Here is a 17,807-nt window from a genome sequence, read left to right as displayed (position 1 = left end):
GCCCGTTCTGCCGGGTGATGCTCACCGACGGCGTGACCGCCCGCAAGGACGGCGGCGAAGTCGGCCAGGGCGTCGAGGTCGTCGACGTCGCCCAGCTGATGCTGCAGTCCATCGACCGCGTCGATGCGGCGACCTTGACCGAGAACCTGAAGGTCATCCAGACCCCGAAGGCCGAAGAGCCCGAACCGGTTTCGACTCCCGCACCGGCCAAGGCCGAGACCGCGGTCGCCGAAGCACCTACCGAGACTGCGCCGAAGGCCGCTCCGGCCGGTGGCGGTCTGGGCATGAAGGGCGGGGCGAAGGCTCCCGGCGGCAAGGGTCTGGCCATGAAGGGCGGGCTCAAGGCCCCCGGCGCGAAGGCCGCGGCTCCGGCCGAGGCCGCTCCGGCCGCCGAGGCCGAGACTGCGGCCGAGGCCCCGGCGGCTCCGACCGCCAAGCCTGGCGGGCTCGGCATGAAGGGTGGCCTGAAGGCTCCCGGTGGCAAGGGTCTGCAGATGAAGGGTGCCGCCAAGGCCCCGGGTGCGAAGGCCGAAACCGCCTCCGCCGCTCCGGCTCCCGCCGAGGCGGAGGCCACGGCCGAGGCAGCGCCCGCGACCGACGCGCCCGCGACTCCGGCCGCCAAGCCGGGCGGGCTAGCCATGAAGGGCGGGCTCAAGGCTCCGGGTGCCAAGCCCGGCGGTCTGGCCATGAAGTCCGGGCTGAAGCGGCCCGGGCCGAAGGCTCCGGGTGCCGCCGCGCCCGCCGCCCCGGCTCCGGAAGCGCCTGCCGCCCCGGCCGATTCGGTGGCGGAGGCTCCGGTCGAACCCGCCCCGGCCGCCAACGAGAGCAATGGCACATCGGAAAGCAGTGCCACCTCGGAGGGCAATGGCTCCGCCACGCCGCCCGCCGCCAAGCCGGGCGGACTCGGCTTCAAGTCCGGGATGAAGGCCCCGGGCAAGAAGAGCTAGCCTCGGGCCCGAAATATCGGGCGGCCGAACCTGATTCACGCGGGCGGCGCTACCACCTCGGTAGCGCCGCCCGCGTCATTGTGTGGATCGCCACACTATGGCGACACGCCGCCGGTACGCCAGGTTTGCGCGGTCTGTTCACGGGGCATTAATGGCCCGATGGCTATTCGCGAGCAACATGTCGGGCGGGAGTTCGCCATACTGCAAGGTATGACGGATGCGCGCACGGTGCGGGTGGAGATCGGGGTGGAGTCTCTGGAGGGGGTCCGGATCGCCGAACAGGCGGGTGCCACCCGGGTGGAATTGTGTTCCGGCTTGACGGTCGGGGGACTCACGCCCGGGCCCGCGCTCGTCGAGGCGGCCGTGGCCGCGGCGGGGCACACCCAGATCCACGTGCTGATCCGCCCGCGCCCCGGCGACTTCCGCTATTCGGCCGACGAGGTGGCGCTCATGCGCACCGATATCGAGCGGGCGCGCGCGGCCGGTGCGCACGGGGTGGTGATCGGCGTGCTCGACGAGGACGGCCACATCGATCCGGCCGCGAACACCGAACTGCTGGCCGCGGCCGACGATCTGGAGGTCACCTTCCATCGCGCGTTCGATGTGTGCGCGGATCCCGCCGAGGGCTTCGAGCAGTTGCTGGAGTTGGGTTTCACCCGACTGCTCACCTCGGGCCGTCAGATCTCCGTGCTGGACGGCGCGTCGCTCATCGCGCGCCTGGTGAATCTCGCCGACGGCCGCATCGACGTGATGGCCTGCGGCGGTCTGCGCGCCGACAATGCCCGCCGGGTGATCGAGCTGACCGGGACGCGGGATCTGCATGCGGCCGTGCGCATTCCGGTGCCGGGACGACCCGCGCCCGATACCGAGGTCTCCTTCGCCGAATTCGGGGTGCCGAGCGGCTTCGATCACTTCGCCACCGATGCCGACGGTGTCGCCGCACTGTGCGAGGCGGCCCGGAAATCCCACTGAAGTTTGCTGGCTGACCTGCGAAGTTTGCTGAGCAACAGGATAATTCGGTCACCCGTGATAGGACGCTTGACCAAAGCGTTGCTGAGTCATATCTTTTAGAGCACGCTTTTGCTACAAAGTGGTCTGGATCACGTCACAGATCCGTCACGGGACAGCTTGTCGGCCGCCGCTGCCCCACTCTCACAAGGGGTTTCACGTGCTCGATAGAAGAAGTCTGTCCCTGCTCGCGGCCGCGGGCATCGCACCGGTGATCGTCGCCTTGTTGCCCGCCGCAGTCGCCAATGCCCACGGTTACGTGTCCTCGCCGTTGAGCAGACAGGCGCAGTGCACCAAGGGCCTATTGCCTTGCGGCGACATCAAATACGAGCCCCAGAGCGTGGAAGCGCCCAAGGGTTCCACCCAATGCAGCGGCGGCAACGCCCGCTTCCCCGAACTCGACGACGACACCAAGCCCTGGCAGGTCCAATCCGTCGGCAGCACAGTCACTTTCACCTGGACCTTCACCACCCTGCACCGCACCCTCAATTGGGAGTACTACATCGGCTCGACCCGGGTGGCGGTCTTCGACGGTGGCAACAATCCCCCGCCCGCAAGCGGCGTCAGCCACACCGTGGACCTCAGCGCCTTCAGCGGCCGACAGAAACTCCTCGCCGTCTGGAACATCGGCGACACCGTCAATGCCTTCTACTCCTGCGTGGATCTGCAGATCGGCGGCGGCGGAACGCCTTCCATCCCAACGACTCCCCCGCCGACCACCACCACACCCCCGACCACCTCCACCACGCCACCCACGACCACGGCTCAGCCAACGACCAAAACCACGCCGCCGACCACCACCGCGCCTCAGCCCACAACCACGCCTCAGCCCACGACCTCCACCGGCAAACCCGCCTCGAGCAGTTGGAAGGTCGGCGCACACTACAACATCGGCGATGTCGTCACCTACGACGGCATGACCTACCGCTGCCTGCAGGCCCACACCGTGTACGACCCCGGCTGGAACCCGGAAGCCGCACCCGCCCTGTGGCAGATGATCGACTGATCCCCTCCCCGAAGACCCCGTCATGAGCAAGTGGCAGGCCCGAATCCGCCGAATCGAGCCGAGCCACACCGAGTCGGTCGTACTGCGACGGAACCGCCGCGCCTAGCCGTCGCGGAAACCCGGCAACCCTACGCCCACGACGGAGAGGGGCGTGTTCCCCATGGGAACACGCCCCTCGCAACAACTTTCGCCCACTCGAGCGATCAGGACATCGCCCCTCGAGCGATCAGGGCCGGGAGTGCCGCCCGCCGCGCCGCGGCTCCGGCCAATCCTCGTCGCCCTCGTCGGTCGGCCAAGCCTGCGGCTGCGGCGACCAGTTCTGCTCTCGCTGTTCGGGCTCCGCCCACGGTTCGTTCGGATCGAACCAGGAGGAGGTCGGAGGTTGCGGCTGCGGCGGTGCCTCCGCCCCGTACCATCCCGGACCGGGTTGCACGGCCTCGGGCTGGGGCGGGTTCGGCTGCACCACACTGGTTCTCGGAACCGTCGGCGATTCGGTACCGCCCGGCGCATCGTTCCGCGGGACCGCCTGTTGCTCGCCGGTCCACGCGACCCGGGGCTGTGCACCGCTCCTCGGCGCGGCCGGATATTCACCGGTGCGCGGGGCCCCGGTGCGCGGCCCGGTCCCGCGACGCGGCGTATTCCGTTGCGCCCCCGCGCCGCGCGGCCGCGGGGTACCGGCTCCCGCGCGCGCCGGGGTCGGTTTCGACCCGAGGGGTCGGGCCAGGAGAACCGCGATGGCGGTGGTCAGCGGCACCGACAGGGCCAGCGCGATGCCGCCGACCGCCGACCGCGCGATCTCGATACCCACGGCGTCGCCGGTCAGGACGTCGCGAATGGATCGTCCCGCCACGCTGAACAACAGCAGCAGCGGCAGCGCGCCACCGGCGTAGGCGAGCACCAGGGTGTAGACGGTACTGGCGATATGGTCGCGGCCGACCCGCATGGCGGCGGCGAAAATGCTGCGCCGCGTGGCCTTCTCGTCGAGCGCGGCGAGTTCGAAGGCGGCCGACGCCTGGGTGATGGTGACGTCGTTCAACACACCCAGCGAGCCGATGATGAATCCGGCCAGCAGCAGCCCGGTAATGCTGACGTGCTGGATATAGGCGGCGACATTGGTGTTCTGCTCTTCGGACAGCCCGGTCAGATGCGTGATCTTCAGCGCTACCCAGGACAGCACCGCCGCCAGCACCATCGAGGTCAAGGTCCCCAGCAGCGCCGAACTGGTCCGCAGATTCACCCCGTGCGCCAGGTACAGCACGGCGTACAGGATCACCGCGCCCGCCACCAAGGCCACGGGTATGGCGGGTTTTCCGTCCAGCAGCGCGGGCAGCAGGAACAGCACCAGGACGCCGAACGCGATGACGAGCCCGATCAGCGCCCGCAGACCGCGCCATCGCGCGACGGCAATGACCACCACCGCGAACACGATCCCGATGATCGTCAGGGGCAGCCCGCGCGCGTAATCGTCGAACGAATAGATGGTGGTGCCGCTCGGATCCGCCTGCCGCACCACGCGAATCTTGTCGCCCACCTTCAGATTGGGCTGATCCGGTGTCGGCGAATTGACGAATATCGTCCAATTCCCTTGATCCGGACCGGATTCGATGGCGACCACACTGCGCGCGCACTGCTTCTGGGCCGCGGGCAGCAGATCCGGCTCCTTGGTGACCACCTTCCCGTTCGAGGCGTCACCGCACGGACCCAGATCCTGCTTGATCACCGTCCCGCCCTCGGTGTGCACCGCCCCGCCACCCCCGTTCTGCATCGGCAGGGGGATATCCACATGCTGCGCACTCGGCCACAACCAAATCAGCCCCACCACAACCAAAACCCCGATGGCGCTGAGCAGCCCGACAACCACCCGCGCGGCGGTCGCCCCAATCGCGATTGGCCCGGAATGGTCATGGTGGTGATGGTGGTGGTGATCGCTCACGGGCCGAGCCTAAACGAAAACGATTTCTGACATGCTGAGAGGTTGTCGGGGCTGTTGGGGGTTTGTTTTCGATTCCCAAGGCGACAACTGATTTCGCGACGTTCGGGGTAACTCACCGGGTACGTCCAAAATTGTTTCGGCACTCAACGCAGGCACGGAAGCGAAATCGGCAACGGCTCTTAGCCGCCCGCTAAAGGCTCGGGGAGGCGGGTTGGAGGGGCGGCGGAGAGCAGGGGGATGTCTCCGCCGCCCGGCATCGGTGGCCCAGGGGGGGTAGGCCAGCCAACGCAGGGCCGGACGGCCCAGGGGGGGTAGGCGGTCCGGCCGGGGCACTCGAAGTGCCGAGGACCACTGTACACAAAAGACGGTTCTTTGCGCTAGCTAAGTCTCTAAAAACCCAACTTTTTCGTACCAGCGGTTTGTTTTAGCCAGGGTCTCACCTGTGCCATAGGGGCTACGAGGGGGTGTCCAGGAGTGGACAGAATCGCATTACCGCAGGTCAACAGGGGAACCCGGGGGTGCGCGTCGGTACTCCAGCGTACCCCACAAGTACGCCATGATCGAGAATTTTCAGCCGGAAATTACTGCCGATAGCTGGCGAGGAAGTTCCCGAACCGCTCGATGGCGACCGAAAGATCACGCGCCCACGGCAGGGTGACGATCCGCAAGTGGTCGTGATGGGGCCAGTTGAACCCGGTCCCCTGCACCATCAGGATCTTCTCCTGCAGCAGCAGATCCAGCACCAGCTTCGAATCATCGTGGATCTCATGGACTTCCGGATCCAGCCGCGGGAACGCGTACAGCGCGCCCTTGGGCTTCACGCACGAGACACCCGGAATGGTATTCAGCTTCTCCCAGGCCACATCCCGCTGTTCCAGCAGTCGCCCGCCCGGCAGCACCAGGTCGTCGATGCTCTGATGGCCGCCCAGCGCGACCTGAATGGCATGCTGCGCAGGCACATTCGGGCACAGTCGGGTGGAGGCGAGCAGGTCGATGCCCTCGAGGAAACCGCCCGCGTGCTCCTTGGGCCCGGTGATGACCAGCCAGCCCGAGCGATAGCCCGCGACCCGGTAGGCCTTGGACAGCCCATTGAAGGTCAGGCACAGCAGATCCGGCGCGAGCGTTGCGAGGGAGACGTGCTTGGCATCGTCGTAGAGGATCTTGTCGTAGATCTCGTCGGCCAGCAGCAGCAGCTGATGCTTGCGGGCCAGATCCACCACCTGCTGCAGCACCTCGGCCGAGTACACCGCGCCGGTGGGGTTGTTGGGGTTGATCACGACAATCGCCTTGGTCTTGTCGGTGATCTTGGATTCCATGTCGGCGATGTCCGGCTGCCAGTCGTTGGACTCGTCGCACAGGTAGTGCACCGGCGTGCCGCCCGCGAGCGAGGTCATGGCCGTCCACAGCGGATAGTCCGGCGCGGGGATGAGCACTTCGTCGCCATTGTTCAGCAGCGCCTGCATGACGATGGTGATCAGCTCGGAGACGCCGTTGCCCAGATAGACGTCGTCCACGTCGAATTCGGGGAAGCCCGGCACCAGCTCGTAGCGGGTGAAGATGGCGCGCCGCGCGGGCAGGATGCCCTTGGACTCGCTGTAGCCCTGCGCGTAGGGCAGCGCCGCGATCATGTCGCGCATGATGACGTCGGGCGCGTCGAACCCGAAGGGCGCGGGATTGCCGATGTTCAGCTTGAGAATCCGATGGCCCTCGGACTCCAACCGTGCCGCGTGCGCGTGTACCGGGCCCCGGATTTCGTACAGAACGTTCTGGAGCTTGGTGGACTGCTCCAGCGCGCGCGGGGACCGATGCGGTAGGTGACTCGAAGGGCTCACCCGATCAATGGTGCCATCAAGCTACCGAGCGGTATCGGGCGGCAGTACGCTGCGGGCCGCGGTGGAGCCGCAGAACTCCTCGATCCTTTCGTCCAGGTCCTGAGCCTCCCCGGCATCCCGGAATTCCGGCGAGGCCAAGCGCTGCCGCACGGCGGAGAGTCGCTCCTCCAACTGCGCGATGCGCTTGTCCTCGTCCAGTTCCAGGACCGGTTCCAGGGCCGCGGTGGCCCCGTCGAGGCTGCCGTTGATCAGGTGCGCGGCGGCATTGTCGACCCGGGCCAGCGACTCCGCGCCGTAGGAGCGCTTGTCGGTGGGACCGTTCACGTACAGGTCGATGGCCCGGTTGGTGGCCTCCAGCGCGGGCTCGGCCTGACCGAGATGGATGTAGGTCGCGCCCGCGTAGTAGTGGCTCTTGGGCTGGTTGAATCCGAACACGCCGCCGACCTCGTCGTGCAGGGTGTCACTGGATTCGCTCTCGCGGGCGTCGTCGGCGGCCCGGATGCAGCGCTCGGTGTCGGTGGTGCTGCCCAGCCGTGACCAGATGCGGGCCTCGATGTTCAGCAGCCGCACCCGCGAGGTCGCGGATTCGGCGTAGCGCTGACCGCTCTGGGCCAGCAGCACCGCGCGCCGCGGCCGCTCGGAGCGGTACTCGATGAGCGCCTGCATGCCGCGGGTCCAGGCCCGCAGCGGATTGTGCTCGCACAGTTCGGCGTAAGCCCAAGCGGCCCTTGCCTGTTCACCGGCCGCGTCGAAATAGCCCAGATCGGTGCTGGCATTCGCCAGCAGACCGGACAAAGTGCCCGCCAAGAGATAGAGGTGCGAGGTGTCGGCCGGGCGCTGATGGCCTTCCAGCAGTCGGTACACCCGCCGCCGCACCCGCAGCATCTCCACCATCATGGGCACCGGCGCCATGTGGACATAGTCGTTGGCGATGCGCGTGACATCGGCGTCGAGCTGCTCCAACATGGTCGCACCCACATTGGTGCTCTCGGCCCTGCCGGCGTGCTCGCTTGCTTCGTGGGCAGCCGCCATGATCAGATCCCTCTCCGAAATCGCCGCTAACGCATCGCCCCTCATCGCACCCGTATCGACGAGTGCCAGCAGTTCCGCGTCGCTGGAATAACTGGCTGGCGCGGGCATCGGGTTCCATAGCTCGGAAAGCTCGGAACCGCCATGGCGCACATCGAAACCGGGAACGGCGGCGGGGCGGTCGATCAAGGGCTGGTCGATCAAGGCCGCGAACCGTGCCCGCACAACATCGTCGGACCTGGCAAGGGAAGTATCGAGGGCGGCCTGGTTGATGGGACGGGGATGCACCCGATGGCCCCCGGCCTCCCATTTCGAGACCAGTCGTTCGTGCACGCCCAGGTGGGCGGCGAACTCCCGGATACTCATGCGTTTGGCATCGCGGAGGGCCCGGGCCTCTTTGCCTGACCAGTGCCGGACCACGGTGCCATCCCTTCCGAACGAACTCCGAACTCCAGGGTACGAGCGGAAACTGGCCGCGACCACATCCGAAACCCGGTTGGTACCAGGCTTTATGCGTTTCGGTAATAGTGGCGGCGGAAAGGCAGTGGAAGGCGGGTGTGCGGGCGTTTTCACAGTGCCTCCCGGCACGCGACCCTTGTGGTCAGGGGAAGGAGGCGGGGATGTGAACGCGGACAAGCTCAGAACAGTCGACGACTGGGTTTCCTACTACCGGCACGAGTTCGGGCTGCCGGTCACCGAACGCGGCGGATTCGTGATGCTGCCCGTCACCTCCCGCATCGGCGTCGTGCACCTGCCCGTCGCCCGGGCCGAAAAGGTCCGCAGCACACTGCAACAGCAGTATCGCGAGGCCCCGATGCTGGCCCGGCAGATTCGCTGGAGCTTTCTCGCCGAACCGGATTCACGGCCCGGCGATCAGGTCATGGAGGTGTTGAACAGCCTCGATATCGGAATTCCCGCGGTCGGCAGCGCGGTCATGCTGCCCACCGGCCTGGGCCGCTGGACGCGCGAGGGGTGCCACTGGGTGACGCCGCCCGCGCGCGACTCCAAACTCCCACCCCTGTCGGCAATCGTGACGACAGCTCTGGCGGTGGGAACCGGAAGCGGGGACTGAACGCAGCCGGTCCTCGCACCCGGCGCTTGCTCGCGCCGGTCCCACCGAGTCCGCCCCCTTCTGGCAGTCGACGGGGCGGACTCGGCGCGCGTGCGCGCGAAGTGAAAACCCTTGTGTCAGTGCTCTTGTGCGGGCGGGGCCGGGAAGAGCGGGGGTAGCGTCGGCACGACGACCGGGGGGAGGCCCGGGATGATCGTGATGGTGTTGGGACCCGCGGTGGGGGGTGGGGCCTCGGTGGTGGTCGGGGCGTAGCGGGGTGGGGGTGCGGCCAGGGATTCGTTGGTGGCTTCGCTGGTGGTGGGGGCGAGGGTGGCGGATTCGACCGGGTGGGTGGTAGTCACCGGGACGGAGCTGGTGACCGCGTCCTGGCGCTGCTGCGAATCATGTTCCAGGACACGGGGTCCCCAGCCGAGGGTGACGCCGATGGCGGCCACCACGACCAGTGCGCCGACCGCCACACCGGCGAGGCTGACCTCGCGGCGGCGGCCGAACTTCTCCACCGCGCGGGCGGGTCCGGGCTGCCAGGGCTGGGTCGGCTCGACCGGCGGCGGCGTCTGGTCGTGGACGGCGGCCGGGAACGGCGCGGGCGCGGGGCGCGCCATGACCGGGCGGGCCAGCATGGCCGCACCGCGGGTCACCACGGTGTCGGGCGCCGCGGGCACGATGACCGGAACACCCAGCCACCGCCGCAGAACCCTTGCCACCAGCGGAATCTGGGCGCAGCCGCCGAGCAGGGCGACCGCCTGCACCGGCTGCTCGGAGCGCAGGATGACATCGCGGGTCATGCGCGCGGAGGATTCGACGGCCAGCATGATGAGGGCCTCGAAGTTCTCCTGCGAGAGCAGCACCAGCCCCTCGGTGGAGGGCAGGGCCACCGCATTGCTGCCGGAGAGCTGTTCCTTGGCCTGGCGGCACAGCGCGTCCAGCGCGGCCAGCCCGGTGTGGTCCGGCGGATGCGCGATGCGCCCGGAGGCGATCTGCTGTTCGCGAATCAGCGAATCCAGGTAGTCGCCACTGATATCGCTGGTGCGCTCGCTGAAGCAGACCTGCCGGGTGGCGGTGTCGACCACCGTTACGGACAAACCGGACGCACCCAGGTCGTAGAGCGCGACCGTGCCGAAACCCCGCAACTCACCGGAGCATTCGAGGAATTCCAGCGCCGCCACCACATCGGGCACCAGTTCGTAATTGGTGAACTGCCGCCGGGCCAGCTCGGCGCGAATGGCGCGCGCGTGATTCTCGTCCCGATAGGCGATGGCGGTGGCGGTGATGCGCGAGTCCGCGGCCAGCACCGCGCCGATCACATCGGCGGCCAGTTCGTCGACCCGTCGTTCCCCGACCGGCACGGCCTGCACGTCGAAGGCGTCGGGCGCGCCGTCGTAGCCGCCGAACGCACCGTCGTAGCCGCCGAATCCGGGCGGCGGCGCGGAAAAGTTGCGGGTGGCAGCGGTTTCCGCGGAATCACCGGCGATCGGGCGTGCGATGCGAACCGCACTCGCCCCCACCGAAACTCCCAGAACCGAACTCATCCGCTGCCCATCTCGTTTCCACAGACCTTGTCGCCGTCACCTTACGACGTACCGCGCCATCCGTACACCCGGTAACCCCCCATACCGGTCGGCGTAATCGCGCCACCTGCGACGGTCAACTGTCCAGGCAGCGGCCGATTTACGCCGTCCGGCGGACGGCACCCGCTACCCCGTCACGCAACTCACTGGGAGACGGGAAAATTCAGGTAGGCGCGCGACGGCGTGGGCCCGCGCTGCCCCTGATATTTCGATCCCACGGCCGCGCTGCCATACGGATGCTCGGCCGGGGAGGTGAGCCGGAAAAGGCACAGCTGGCCGATCTTCATGCCCGGCCACAGCGTGATCGGCAGATTCGCCACATTCGACAGTTCGAGGGTGATGTGCCCGCTGAATCCGGGGTCGATGAAGCCCGCGGTGGAGTGGGTGAGCAGCCCCAGACGGCCCAGGCTGGACTTGCCCTCCAGGCGTCCGGCCAGGTCATCGGGCAGCGAGCACACCTCGAGGGTGGAGCCCAGCACGAACTCGCCCGGATGCAGCACGAACGGCTCACCCGCCGCCGGTTCGACCAGCGTGGTCAGCTCGTCCTGCCGCTGCGCCGGATCGATATGCGTGTAGCGGGTGTTGTTGAACACCCGGAACAGGCTGTCCAGCCGCACATCGATACTCGACGGCTGCACCAGCTTCTCGTCGAAGGGCTCGAGCCCGAGACGCCCATTGGCGATTTCCTTGCGGATGTCGCGATCTGAAAGCAGCACGGGCAAGAGCGTATGTCAATGGTCGGTCGGTGAATCGACTGGCCCGGCCTCGGTGACGGCCTTGGGTTTGCGCAGTCCCCACGTCACATGGGCCTCGGCCCGCATGCGCTCGACCATATGCGGATAGTGCAGCTCGAAGGCCGGGCGTTCGGAGCGGATGCGCGGCAGTTCGTAGAAGTTGTGACGCGGCGGCGGGCAGGTGGTGGCCCATTCCAGGGAATTGCCGTAACCCCACGGATCGTCCACGGTCGCCAGTTCGCCATAGCGATAGCTCTTGAAGACATTCCAGACGAACGTGATCATCGAGAGCCCGAGAATGAACGACCCGATGGTGGAAATGGTGTTGAGCGTGGTGAATCCGTCGCTGGGCAGATAGTCCGCGTAGCGCCGCGGCATGCCCTGATTTCCCAGCCAGTGCTGCACCAGGAAGGTGGTGTGGAAACCCAGGAATGTCGTCCAGAAATGCAGTTTGCCGAGCCGTTCGTCCATCATGCGGCCGGTCATCTTGGGGAACCAGAAGTAGATGCCCGCGAAGGTCGCGAACACGATGGTGCCGAACAGCACGTAATGGAAATGCGCGACAACGAAATACGTGTCCGACACATGGAAGTCCAGCGGCGGACTGGCGAGAATGACGCCCGACAGACCACCGAAGAGGAAGGTCACCAGGAAGCCGACCGCCCACAGCATGGGCGTCTCGAAGGTGAGCTGCCCGCGCCACATGGTGCCGACCCAGTTGAAGAACTTCACGCCCGTCGGCACCGCGATCAGGAAGGTCATGAACGAGAAGAACGGCAGCAGCACCGATCCCGTGGCGTACATGTGGTGCGCCCAGACCGCGACCGACAGCCCGCCGATGGCGATGGTCGCGTACACCAGGGTGGTGTAGCCGAACAGCGGCTTGCGGCTGAACACCGGGAAGATCTCGGTCACGATGCCGAAGAACGGCAGCGCCACGATGTAGACCTCGGGATGCCCGAAGAACCAGAACAGATGCTGGTAGAGGATGGCGCCGCCATTGGCCGAATCGTAGATGTGCCCACCCAGGTGCCGGTCCACCTCGAGGCCCATGAGCGCCGCGGTGAGAATCGGAAACGCCAGCAGCACAAGCACACTCGTGACGAGAATGTTCCAGGTGAAGATGGGCATGCGCCACATGGTCATGCCCGGGCAGCGCAGGCAGATGACCGTGGTGATCATATTGACCCCGCCCAGGATGGTGCCGACACCGGACACCGCCACGCCCATGATCCACAGGTCCGCGCCCACGCCGGGCGCGTGCTCGGCCAGGCTGAGCGGGGTATAGGCGGTCCAGCCGAAGTCGGCCGCGCCGCCCGGGGTGACGAAGCCGAGGGTGGCCATGGTCGCGCCGAACAGGTACAGCCAGTAGCTGAGCGCGTTGAGGCGCGGGAACGCCACATCGGGCGCACCGATCTGGAGCGGCAGCACCGCATTGGCAAATCCGAAGACGATCGGTGTCGCATAGAACAGCAGCATGATCGTGCCGTGCATGGTGAACAGCTGGTTGAACTGTTCCGGCGTCAGGAACTGCATGCCCGGCCGCGCCAGCTCCGTGCGCATCAGCAGCGCCATCAGGCCGCCGATCAGGAAGAACGCCATGGCCGTGAACAAATACATGTTCCCGAGCATCTTGGGATCGGTGGTGGTGATGGCCTTCCACAGATACGACCCCTTGGGTCCCATCCGACGTGGAAATGGCCGCACGGCTTCGAGCTCGGGCACTTCACGAGCGGGCACTGCGGTCATACGTCCTCCTCGACCGCCGAGCAGGATGTGCTGAGAGCGCGCCAGCAACTATTCAGCGCATCCAAACTTCCTGTGGTGGACGGGTTTTCGACCCTGCGGGTCAGTCTACGACCGCCTGTAGGCGTAACAAGCTGCTTCTGCGAAAGAGCTTCGCGATCTTCGGCGTGCCGCCTGCGACACAGAGAAGGGTGTGGGGGCTGGGCCCCCACACCCCCAAAAGAAGGGCCGGGGACCCAGTCCCCGGCCCCCTGAAGGTGTGGAAATGCCGCCTCTCCCCGCGCACGACCTGCGGGGACATCTAAGAAGTTGCATCGGGTGAGAGGCGGTCTGATAGAGTCGCGAACGCGAGTCAGACGCTGCCGATGTAGTTCAATGGTAGAACTCCTGCTTCCCAAGCAGGTAGCGCGGGTTCGATTCCCGTCATCGGCTCCACGAGAAGGCCCCCACCACTGCAGTGGGGGCCTTCTCGCATGTCAGGGGCTTCTGGGGGTTCAGGGGAACCCCCAGGGAGCTTTGGGGGTTTCAGGGGAACCCCTGAGAGTTACGAGAGTTGTTACTTCGTGCACTCCGTGGCGATGCGCTTGGTGGCCTTCCCCGCCTTGACGAGGTCGTCGGTGCCGAGGCTGACCTTGGCCGGGTTGGTGCCGTTGGCGCTGTCGATGATCTTCTGAATGCCGCTGTCGGACAGGCCCTCTTGGATGTAGATGTTGGCCACGCAGTCGGCGGTCGTCGCGCTCAGTTTGCCCTTGTCCTGCAAGGCTTTCGAGATCTGCTCGGCGGTCAGGCCGCCGCCGGGAGCGCCGCTGCCGCCCGGGGCGGTGGTCGCGCCGGGGCTGGTGGTGGGCGCGCCGGACACCGTGGTCTTCGCGGCCGAGGTCACCGATGCCGGAGCGGGCGTGGTGCTCGCGGCGGTGACGGAGTCTTGACTATTGCTGCACGCGGACAGCAGGGGCAGCGCCAGCAGCGCCGCGGCGACGATGGATTTCCGCAACATGATCCCTCCCGGATGCCGGGACGATCCCGGTCGTTCAGAGATTGCACACCGGCATCCGAGGGTTAACAACCCGAGATCACTGCTTCATGCAGTCGGTGATGATCTTGTTCGTTGCGGTGCGCGCCTTTTCGGCGTCCTCCTTGCTCATGCCGAGCGATTCCGGATCCTGCGCGGACGCGTTCTTCGCGTCGTTCTTGATCATCAACCGCAGCCCCGCCTGCGAAATACCCTGATCCACATAGATTTTCGCGGCGCAATCGGCGAACTTCGCATCCTTGAGGCCGCTGTCCTGTAGCGCCTTGGAGACGTCCGCCTGGGTGACATCGGCGGACTTGTCGCTGGTGCTGCCGCCACAGGCGGCCAGCAGGGGAAGCGCGACGAGCGCTGCGGCGAACAGGGAGATGCGCACGGGGGCCTCGACTCTCGATAACTCGACGAAAACTGCCGCAGGCACGATCTCACAAATCCATGGCGGCGCGCAGCGCTGTGTCGATTCGCTCGGCGGTCTCGCCGTCGACCTCCGCGATCCGCTCGTCCAGCCAGCCGCGATAGATGCGACCCAGATTGCCCGCGTGCACCCAGCCGTGGCCGGGAATGGGCACGGCCAGAATGTCCCGCGGGTCCTCGGCCTCGACCTCGGCAGCGATCAGCCAGGGCCGCGGCGACTCGTTGATGCCGTCGCTGGAGATGAGAATGATGGTGCGGGTTCGGGTGGTGCCGTGCGGGTGATAGACCCAGAGCTCACCCCTGCGCACGCAGCTCCTTCTCGGCGGCCACGATTTCCGCCTCGTCGGCCGCGGCGAGTTCGACCGGGTCCGGCACGGGGGCGCACCCCAGCCGCACGGCTTCGCGGCGCGCGGCGCGGGAGATCCACGCCGAGGGCGACATGCCCGCGCGGGCGGCGGCATCCTGTGCGTAGGACCAGGCCGCCTCGTCCAGCGACAGCGTCACTTTCCGGGTTGCCATACCTTTTATCGTACCGCCGACGTGTCCCTTTTCCTCATGTTGGCGACGCGTCAACGACTGTAGGGTTCGATCGGTGACGAAGTTGAACCATCACCGCGTCGGCAGCGGCGATCCGCTGGTCCTGGTGCACGGCGTCGGCAGCCGCTGGCAGGTGTGGGAGCCGATCATCGACACCCTGGCCGCCTCGTTCGAGGTGATCGCGGTGGACCTGCCCGGATTCGGGGGCAGCGCGCCGCTGGCGCACACCACCGTGTCCACGCTCGCCGACGCGCTCGTCGATTTCCTCGCCGCGGAAGGGATCCAAAACCCGCATCTGGCAGGCAATTCCATGGGCGGCGGGATCGTGCTCGACCTGGCCGCGCGCGGGCTGGCCCGCTCGGTCACCGCCTACTCCCCCATCGCGTTCTGGGATACCGCGGGCCGCGTCTGGTGCCAGCAGGCCCTGGGACGCGCCAAACAGCTCAGCAAGGTCCTGCATCCGGCGATGCCCGCGCTGCTCGGAAACGCCGCGGGCCGTTCCACTTTCCTCGGGCTGGTGTTCGGCAAGCCGTGGGCGGTGGACGCGCGGGTCGCGGTCGACACCGTCGAGGGGCTGCTCGGCGCGTCCGGCTTCGACGCCGCGCTGGCCTCCTTCACCGACTTCCGACTCCCCGACCGCAGCGCCTTCGACGGCATCCCGATCACCATCGCCTGGGGCAATCGTGACATTCTGCTCACGTACGCCACCCAGTCCCGCCGCGCCCGCGCGGTACTGCCCGGCGCGCGGCACGTCACCCTGCACGGCAGCGGCCACACGCCCTTCTACGACGACCCGGCGGGCTGCGCCCGCCTGCTATTGGACCAGCTCGAATAGCTCGAATCAAAGGAAAGACCGTGAGCCACAACGTTTCCCTGACCTTCGACGGCGACCGCGCCCACGTGGCCCTGGACCGGCCCGACAAGCACAACGGCCTGACCATCGACATGCTGCGCGAACTGGTCCGCGTCGCCGGAATCATCGGTAAGCGCAAGGACATCCGCGCGGTCATCCTGTAGGGCAACGGGCCCAGCTTCAGCTCCGGGCTGGATGTCGCCAAGGCCATGGGCAATCCGCTGGATGTGGTGCGCGGGTTCGTTCCGCTGCCGTGGCTGGGCACCAATACCTTCCAGGAGGCGTGCTGGGCCTGGCGGCGGCTGCCGCAGCCGGTGATCGCGGTGGTGCACGGGCGGTGCTACGGCGGCGGACTGCAGATCGCGCTGGCCGCCGATTTCCGGTTCGCCACACCGGATTCCGAATTCTCGGTCATGGAGGTCAAGCACGGGCTGATTCCGGACATGACCGGCGCGGCCACGCTGTCGCGGCTCATCGGCATCGATCAGGCGCTGTTGCTCACCATGACCGCCGACCCGGTGGATGCCGCCTACGCCGAGCGCATCGGCCTGGTCACCGAGGTGACCGCGGATCCGCGCGCGGCCGCGGAGAAGCTGGCCGATCGGATCGCGGCGCGCTCGCCGCACGCGGTGGCGAGCGCCAAGAAACTGTTCGATCGGACCTGGCAGTCGTCGGTGCGTCGGACGCTGGCGGTGGAGCGCGCGACCCAACTGCCGCTCATCATCCGGCAGGCGCTGGGCCGCAACGGCTAGGCGAGCGATACCGAGATGTAAGCCAATTCACGGCAAACAATGCGGTTTGCAAGCCCCAATTTTCGGGTATCGCTGTTAGCATTTTCACACTTTGCCAACGAGTCGAACGCATTGTGCGGCCCGTCACATACGGTGTGGTCCGCGCATTATTCGGCGAGACCCGGAGGAAGCACCGCATTGACCAAAGCCGCCCCCCTGCTGCTGTCCGGTTTAGCAGGTGCCACGGCCTTGCTCCTTACCGTGACCACACCGGCCGCAGCCAACCCCAACGCGATCAACCCGATTCCAGTCCTCAACGGCACCAACGGTCTACCTCAACTCCCCGGGCGCACCAAGGCGGTCTTCCAGGTCACCGGCATGGCCAGCCCCAACAACACCCAGTCCTACAACGTGCTCGGCACCGACCTGGGCATCATGTGGGACAACGGAAACGGCGAAATGCTCACCGCCTTCGGTGACACCGCCGGGCTCGGCCTGCCCAACCTGCTGGTCGGCAGCACCTGGGCGTGGCGCTCCAACATCCTGGTCCGCTCGCACACCCAGAACCCCAGCAATGGCATCTACTTCGATTCGGTGGTGCGGGACTGGTTCGGGCAGGCCCGCGATCTGATCCCCAGCCCGAAGATCCCCTTCATCGAGATCAGCCGGATTCCCACCGCGGGCATCTCGGTCGGCCCCACCCAGTTCATGAGCCTCATGTCGGTGAAGAGCTGGGACGACGTGGGCGAGTGGACGACCAACTACTCCAGCCTCGCGGTCTCCGGCGACAATGGCGAGAACTGGGTGGAACTGCCCGCCACGCGCCGACCGGACGAGGGCGGCAATGCCAACTTCCAGATGAACGCCTTCGTCAAGCGCGACGGGTTCCTCTACGAGTACGGGACCGGGTCCGGACGCAATCACCCGGCCTACGTCGCCCGCGTACCCGAACCGGCCGTCACCGATATGGGCGCCTACGAGTACTGGGACGGCTCCAAGTGGCAGAAGGACGTGAACGCGGCGCAGCCGGTGATCGGCGGCGGTGTCGCGGAGATGTCCGTGCAGTGGAACGACTATCTGGGGCAGTACATCCTGCTCACCACCGACCCGTGGAACTCGGTGGTCATGTACACCGCGCCCAATCCGGAGGGGCCGTGGAGTGCGCCCTCGGTGCTCATCGACACGCGGGAGCTGCCGACGGCCTACGCGCCGTACATCTTCCCGTACCAGACCGGCCGTGACCTGTACTTCCTCACCACGGTCCACAGTCAGTACAACGTGATCCTCATGCACACCACGCTCTAACCAACTCTCGGGACGGCCGCGAACCGATTCCCGGTTCGCGGCCGTCGTCGTTCGTGGGCACG

At 66.9% G+C, this 17,807-nt stretch carries 16 protein-coding genes, 1 tRNA gene and 2 pseudogenes; 9 read left to right on the top strand and 10 right to left on the bottom strand.

Features of this window, described 5'->3' with window-relative positions; translation table 11 throughout:
- The 3 genes and pseudogenes from VMT40_RS07350 to VMT40_RS07340 form a co-directional block, all read left to right on the top strand.
- Positions 1 to 947, top strand: a pseudogene (locus VMT40_RS07350) (Fe-S oxidoreductase); the annotation flags it as partial.
- Between the two features lie 210 nt (positions 948 to 1,157).
- Positions 1,158 to 1,919, top strand: a complete 762-nt coding sequence (locus tag VMT40_RS07345; RefSeq protein ID WP_326357140.1) for a copper homeostasis protein CutC — start codon at positions 1,158 to 1,160, stop codon at positions 1,917 to 1,919.
- Between the two features lie 196 nt (positions 1,920 to 2,115).
- A complete protein-coding gene (locus VMT40_RS07340) occupies positions 2,116 to 2,961 on the top strand; it encodes a lytic polysaccharide monooxygenase (protein ID WP_326357139.1) in 846 nt (281 codons plus the stop codon).
- A 679-nt stretch (positions 2,962 to 3,640) separates the two neighbouring features.
- Here the strand turns inward: VMT40_RS07340 and VMT40_RS07335 are convergent.
- The 3 genes and pseudogenes from VMT40_RS07335 to VMT40_RS07325 all read right to left on the bottom strand — a co-directional run.
- Positions 3,641 to 4,894: pseudogene (locus VMT40_RS07335) on the bottom strand (YibE/F family protein); the annotation flags it as partial.
- Positions 4,895 to 5,475: 581 nt separating this feature from the next.
- Entirely contained in the window at positions 5,476 to 6,735 is a 1,260-nt protein-coding gene (locus VMT40_RS07330; RefSeq protein ID WP_326312995.1) for a pyridoxal phosphate-dependent aminotransferase, read from the bottom strand.
- 12 nt (positions 6,736 to 6,747) lie between these two features.
- Positions 6,748 to 8,121 carry an ABC transporter C-terminal domain-containing protein gene (locus tag VMT40_RS07325; protein ID WP_326357138.1) on the bottom strand — a complete coding sequence of 458 codons (1,374 nt, stop codon included), beginning with the start codon at positions 8,119 to 8,121 and terminating at the stop codon, positions 6,748 to 6,750.
- 256 nt (positions 8,122 to 8,377) lie between these two features.
- Here VMT40_RS07325 and VMT40_RS07320 point away from each other — a divergent pair, with 256 nt between their 5' ends.
- A complete protein-coding gene (locus tag VMT40_RS07320) occupies positions 8,378 to 8,827 on the top strand; it encodes a hypothetical protein (protein ID WP_326357137.1) in 450 nt (149 codons plus the stop codon).
- Positions 8,828 to 8,943: 116 nt separating this feature from the next.
- On the opposite strand, the gene VMT40_RS07315 is transcribed toward VMT40_RS07320, so the two are convergent.
- From VMT40_RS07315 to ctaD, 3 genes are all read right to left on the bottom strand, one after another.
- Positions 8,944 to 10,356 (bottom strand): Hsp70 family protein, encoded by a 1,413-nt coding sequence (locus VMT40_RS07315; RefSeq protein ID WP_326357136.1) that lies wholly within the window; start codon positions 10,354 to 10,356, stop codon positions 8,944 to 8,946.
- Positions 10,357 to 10,538: 182 nt separating this feature from the next.
- Positions 10,539 to 11,111, bottom strand: a complete 573-nt coding sequence (gene dcd, locus VMT40_RS07310) for a dCTP deaminase (RefSeq protein ID WP_326312954.1) — start codon at positions 11,109 to 11,111, stop codon at positions 10,539 to 10,541.
- A gap of 15 nt (positions 11,112 to 11,126) precedes the next feature.
- Positions 11,127 to 12,878: an aa3-type cytochrome oxidase subunit I gene (gene ctaD / locus VMT40_RS07305; protein WP_326357135.1), complete on the bottom strand. Its 1,752-nt coding sequence runs from the start codon at positions 12,876 to 12,878 to the stop codon at positions 11,127 to 11,129.
- Between the two features lie 358 nt (positions 12,879 to 13,236).
- Here ctaD and VMT40_RS07300 point away from each other — a divergent pair.
- Positions 13,237 to 13,310: transfer RNA gene (locus tag VMT40_RS07300), tRNA-Gly, on the top strand.
- Positions 13,311 to 13,431: 121 nt separating this feature from the next.
- Here the strand turns inward: VMT40_RS07300 and VMT40_RS07295 are convergent.
- From VMT40_RS07295 to VMT40_RS07280, 4 genes are all read right to left on the bottom strand, one after another.
- On the bottom strand, positions 13,432 to 13,872 hold the full coding sequence (locus tag VMT40_RS07295) for a hypothetical protein (protein ID WP_326357134.1): 441 nt from the start codon (positions 13,870 to 13,872) through the stop codon (positions 13,432 to 13,434).
- 76 nt (positions 13,873 to 13,948) lie between these two features.
- Positions 13,949 to 14,281, bottom strand: coding sequence for a hypothetical protein (locus VMT40_RS07290; protein WP_326357133.1), 333 nt, complete (start codon positions 14,279 to 14,281; stop codon positions 13,949 to 13,951).
- 49 nt (positions 14,282 to 14,330) lie between these two features.
- Complete coding sequence (locus tag VMT40_RS07285; protein ID WP_326357132.1) at positions 14,331 to 14,627, bottom strand: hypothetical protein; 297 nt, start codon at positions 14,625 to 14,627, stop codon at positions 14,331 to 14,333.
- Positions 14,614 to 14,838, bottom strand: a complete 225-nt coding sequence (locus VMT40_RS07280) for a hypothetical protein (protein WP_033085930.1) — start codon at positions 14,836 to 14,838, stop codon at positions 14,614 to 14,616. The genes VMT40_RS07285 and VMT40_RS07280 overlap by 14 nt, the downstream gene beginning before the upstream one ends.
- 73 nt (positions 14,839 to 14,911) lie before the next feature.
- Between VMT40_RS07280 and VMT40_RS07275 the strand changes: the two genes are divergently transcribed.
- The 4 genes from VMT40_RS07275 to VMT40_RS07265 all read left to right on the top strand — a co-directional run bounded on the left by VMT40_RS07275 (position 14,912) and on the right by VMT40_RS07265 (position 17,745).
- Positions 14,912 to 15,691 (top strand): alpha/beta fold hydrolase, encoded by a 780-nt coding sequence (locus VMT40_RS07275; RefSeq protein ID WP_326357131.1) that lies wholly within the window; start codon positions 14,912 to 14,914, stop codon positions 15,689 to 15,691.
- 20 nt (positions 15,692 to 15,711) lie between these two features.
- Entirely contained in the window at positions 15,712 to 15,873 is a 162-nt protein-coding gene (locus VMT40_RS39325) for a hypothetical protein (protein WP_442789916.1), read from the top strand.
- Between the two features lie 27 nt (positions 15,874 to 15,900).
- A complete protein-coding gene (locus tag VMT40_RS07270) occupies positions 15,901 to 16,461 on the top strand; it encodes an enoyl-CoA hydratase-related protein (protein ID WP_442789931.1) in 561 nt (186 codons plus the stop codon).
- Positions 16,462 to 16,638: 177 nt separating this feature from the next.
- Positions 16,639 to 17,745, top strand: a complete 1,107-nt coding sequence (locus VMT40_RS07265; protein WP_442789915.1) for a DUF4185 domain-containing protein — start codon at positions 16,639 to 16,641, stop codon at positions 17,743 to 17,745.
- The last annotated feature ends 62 nt before the right edge of the window (positions 17,746 to 17,807 follow it).

Source organism: Nocardia sp. CDC160 (genome assembly GCF_035818795.1).
GTDB lineage: Bacteria > Actinomycetota > Actinomycetes > Mycobacteriales > Mycobacteriaceae > Nocardia.
This window is presented reverse-complemented; position numbering and strand designations above follow the sequence as displayed.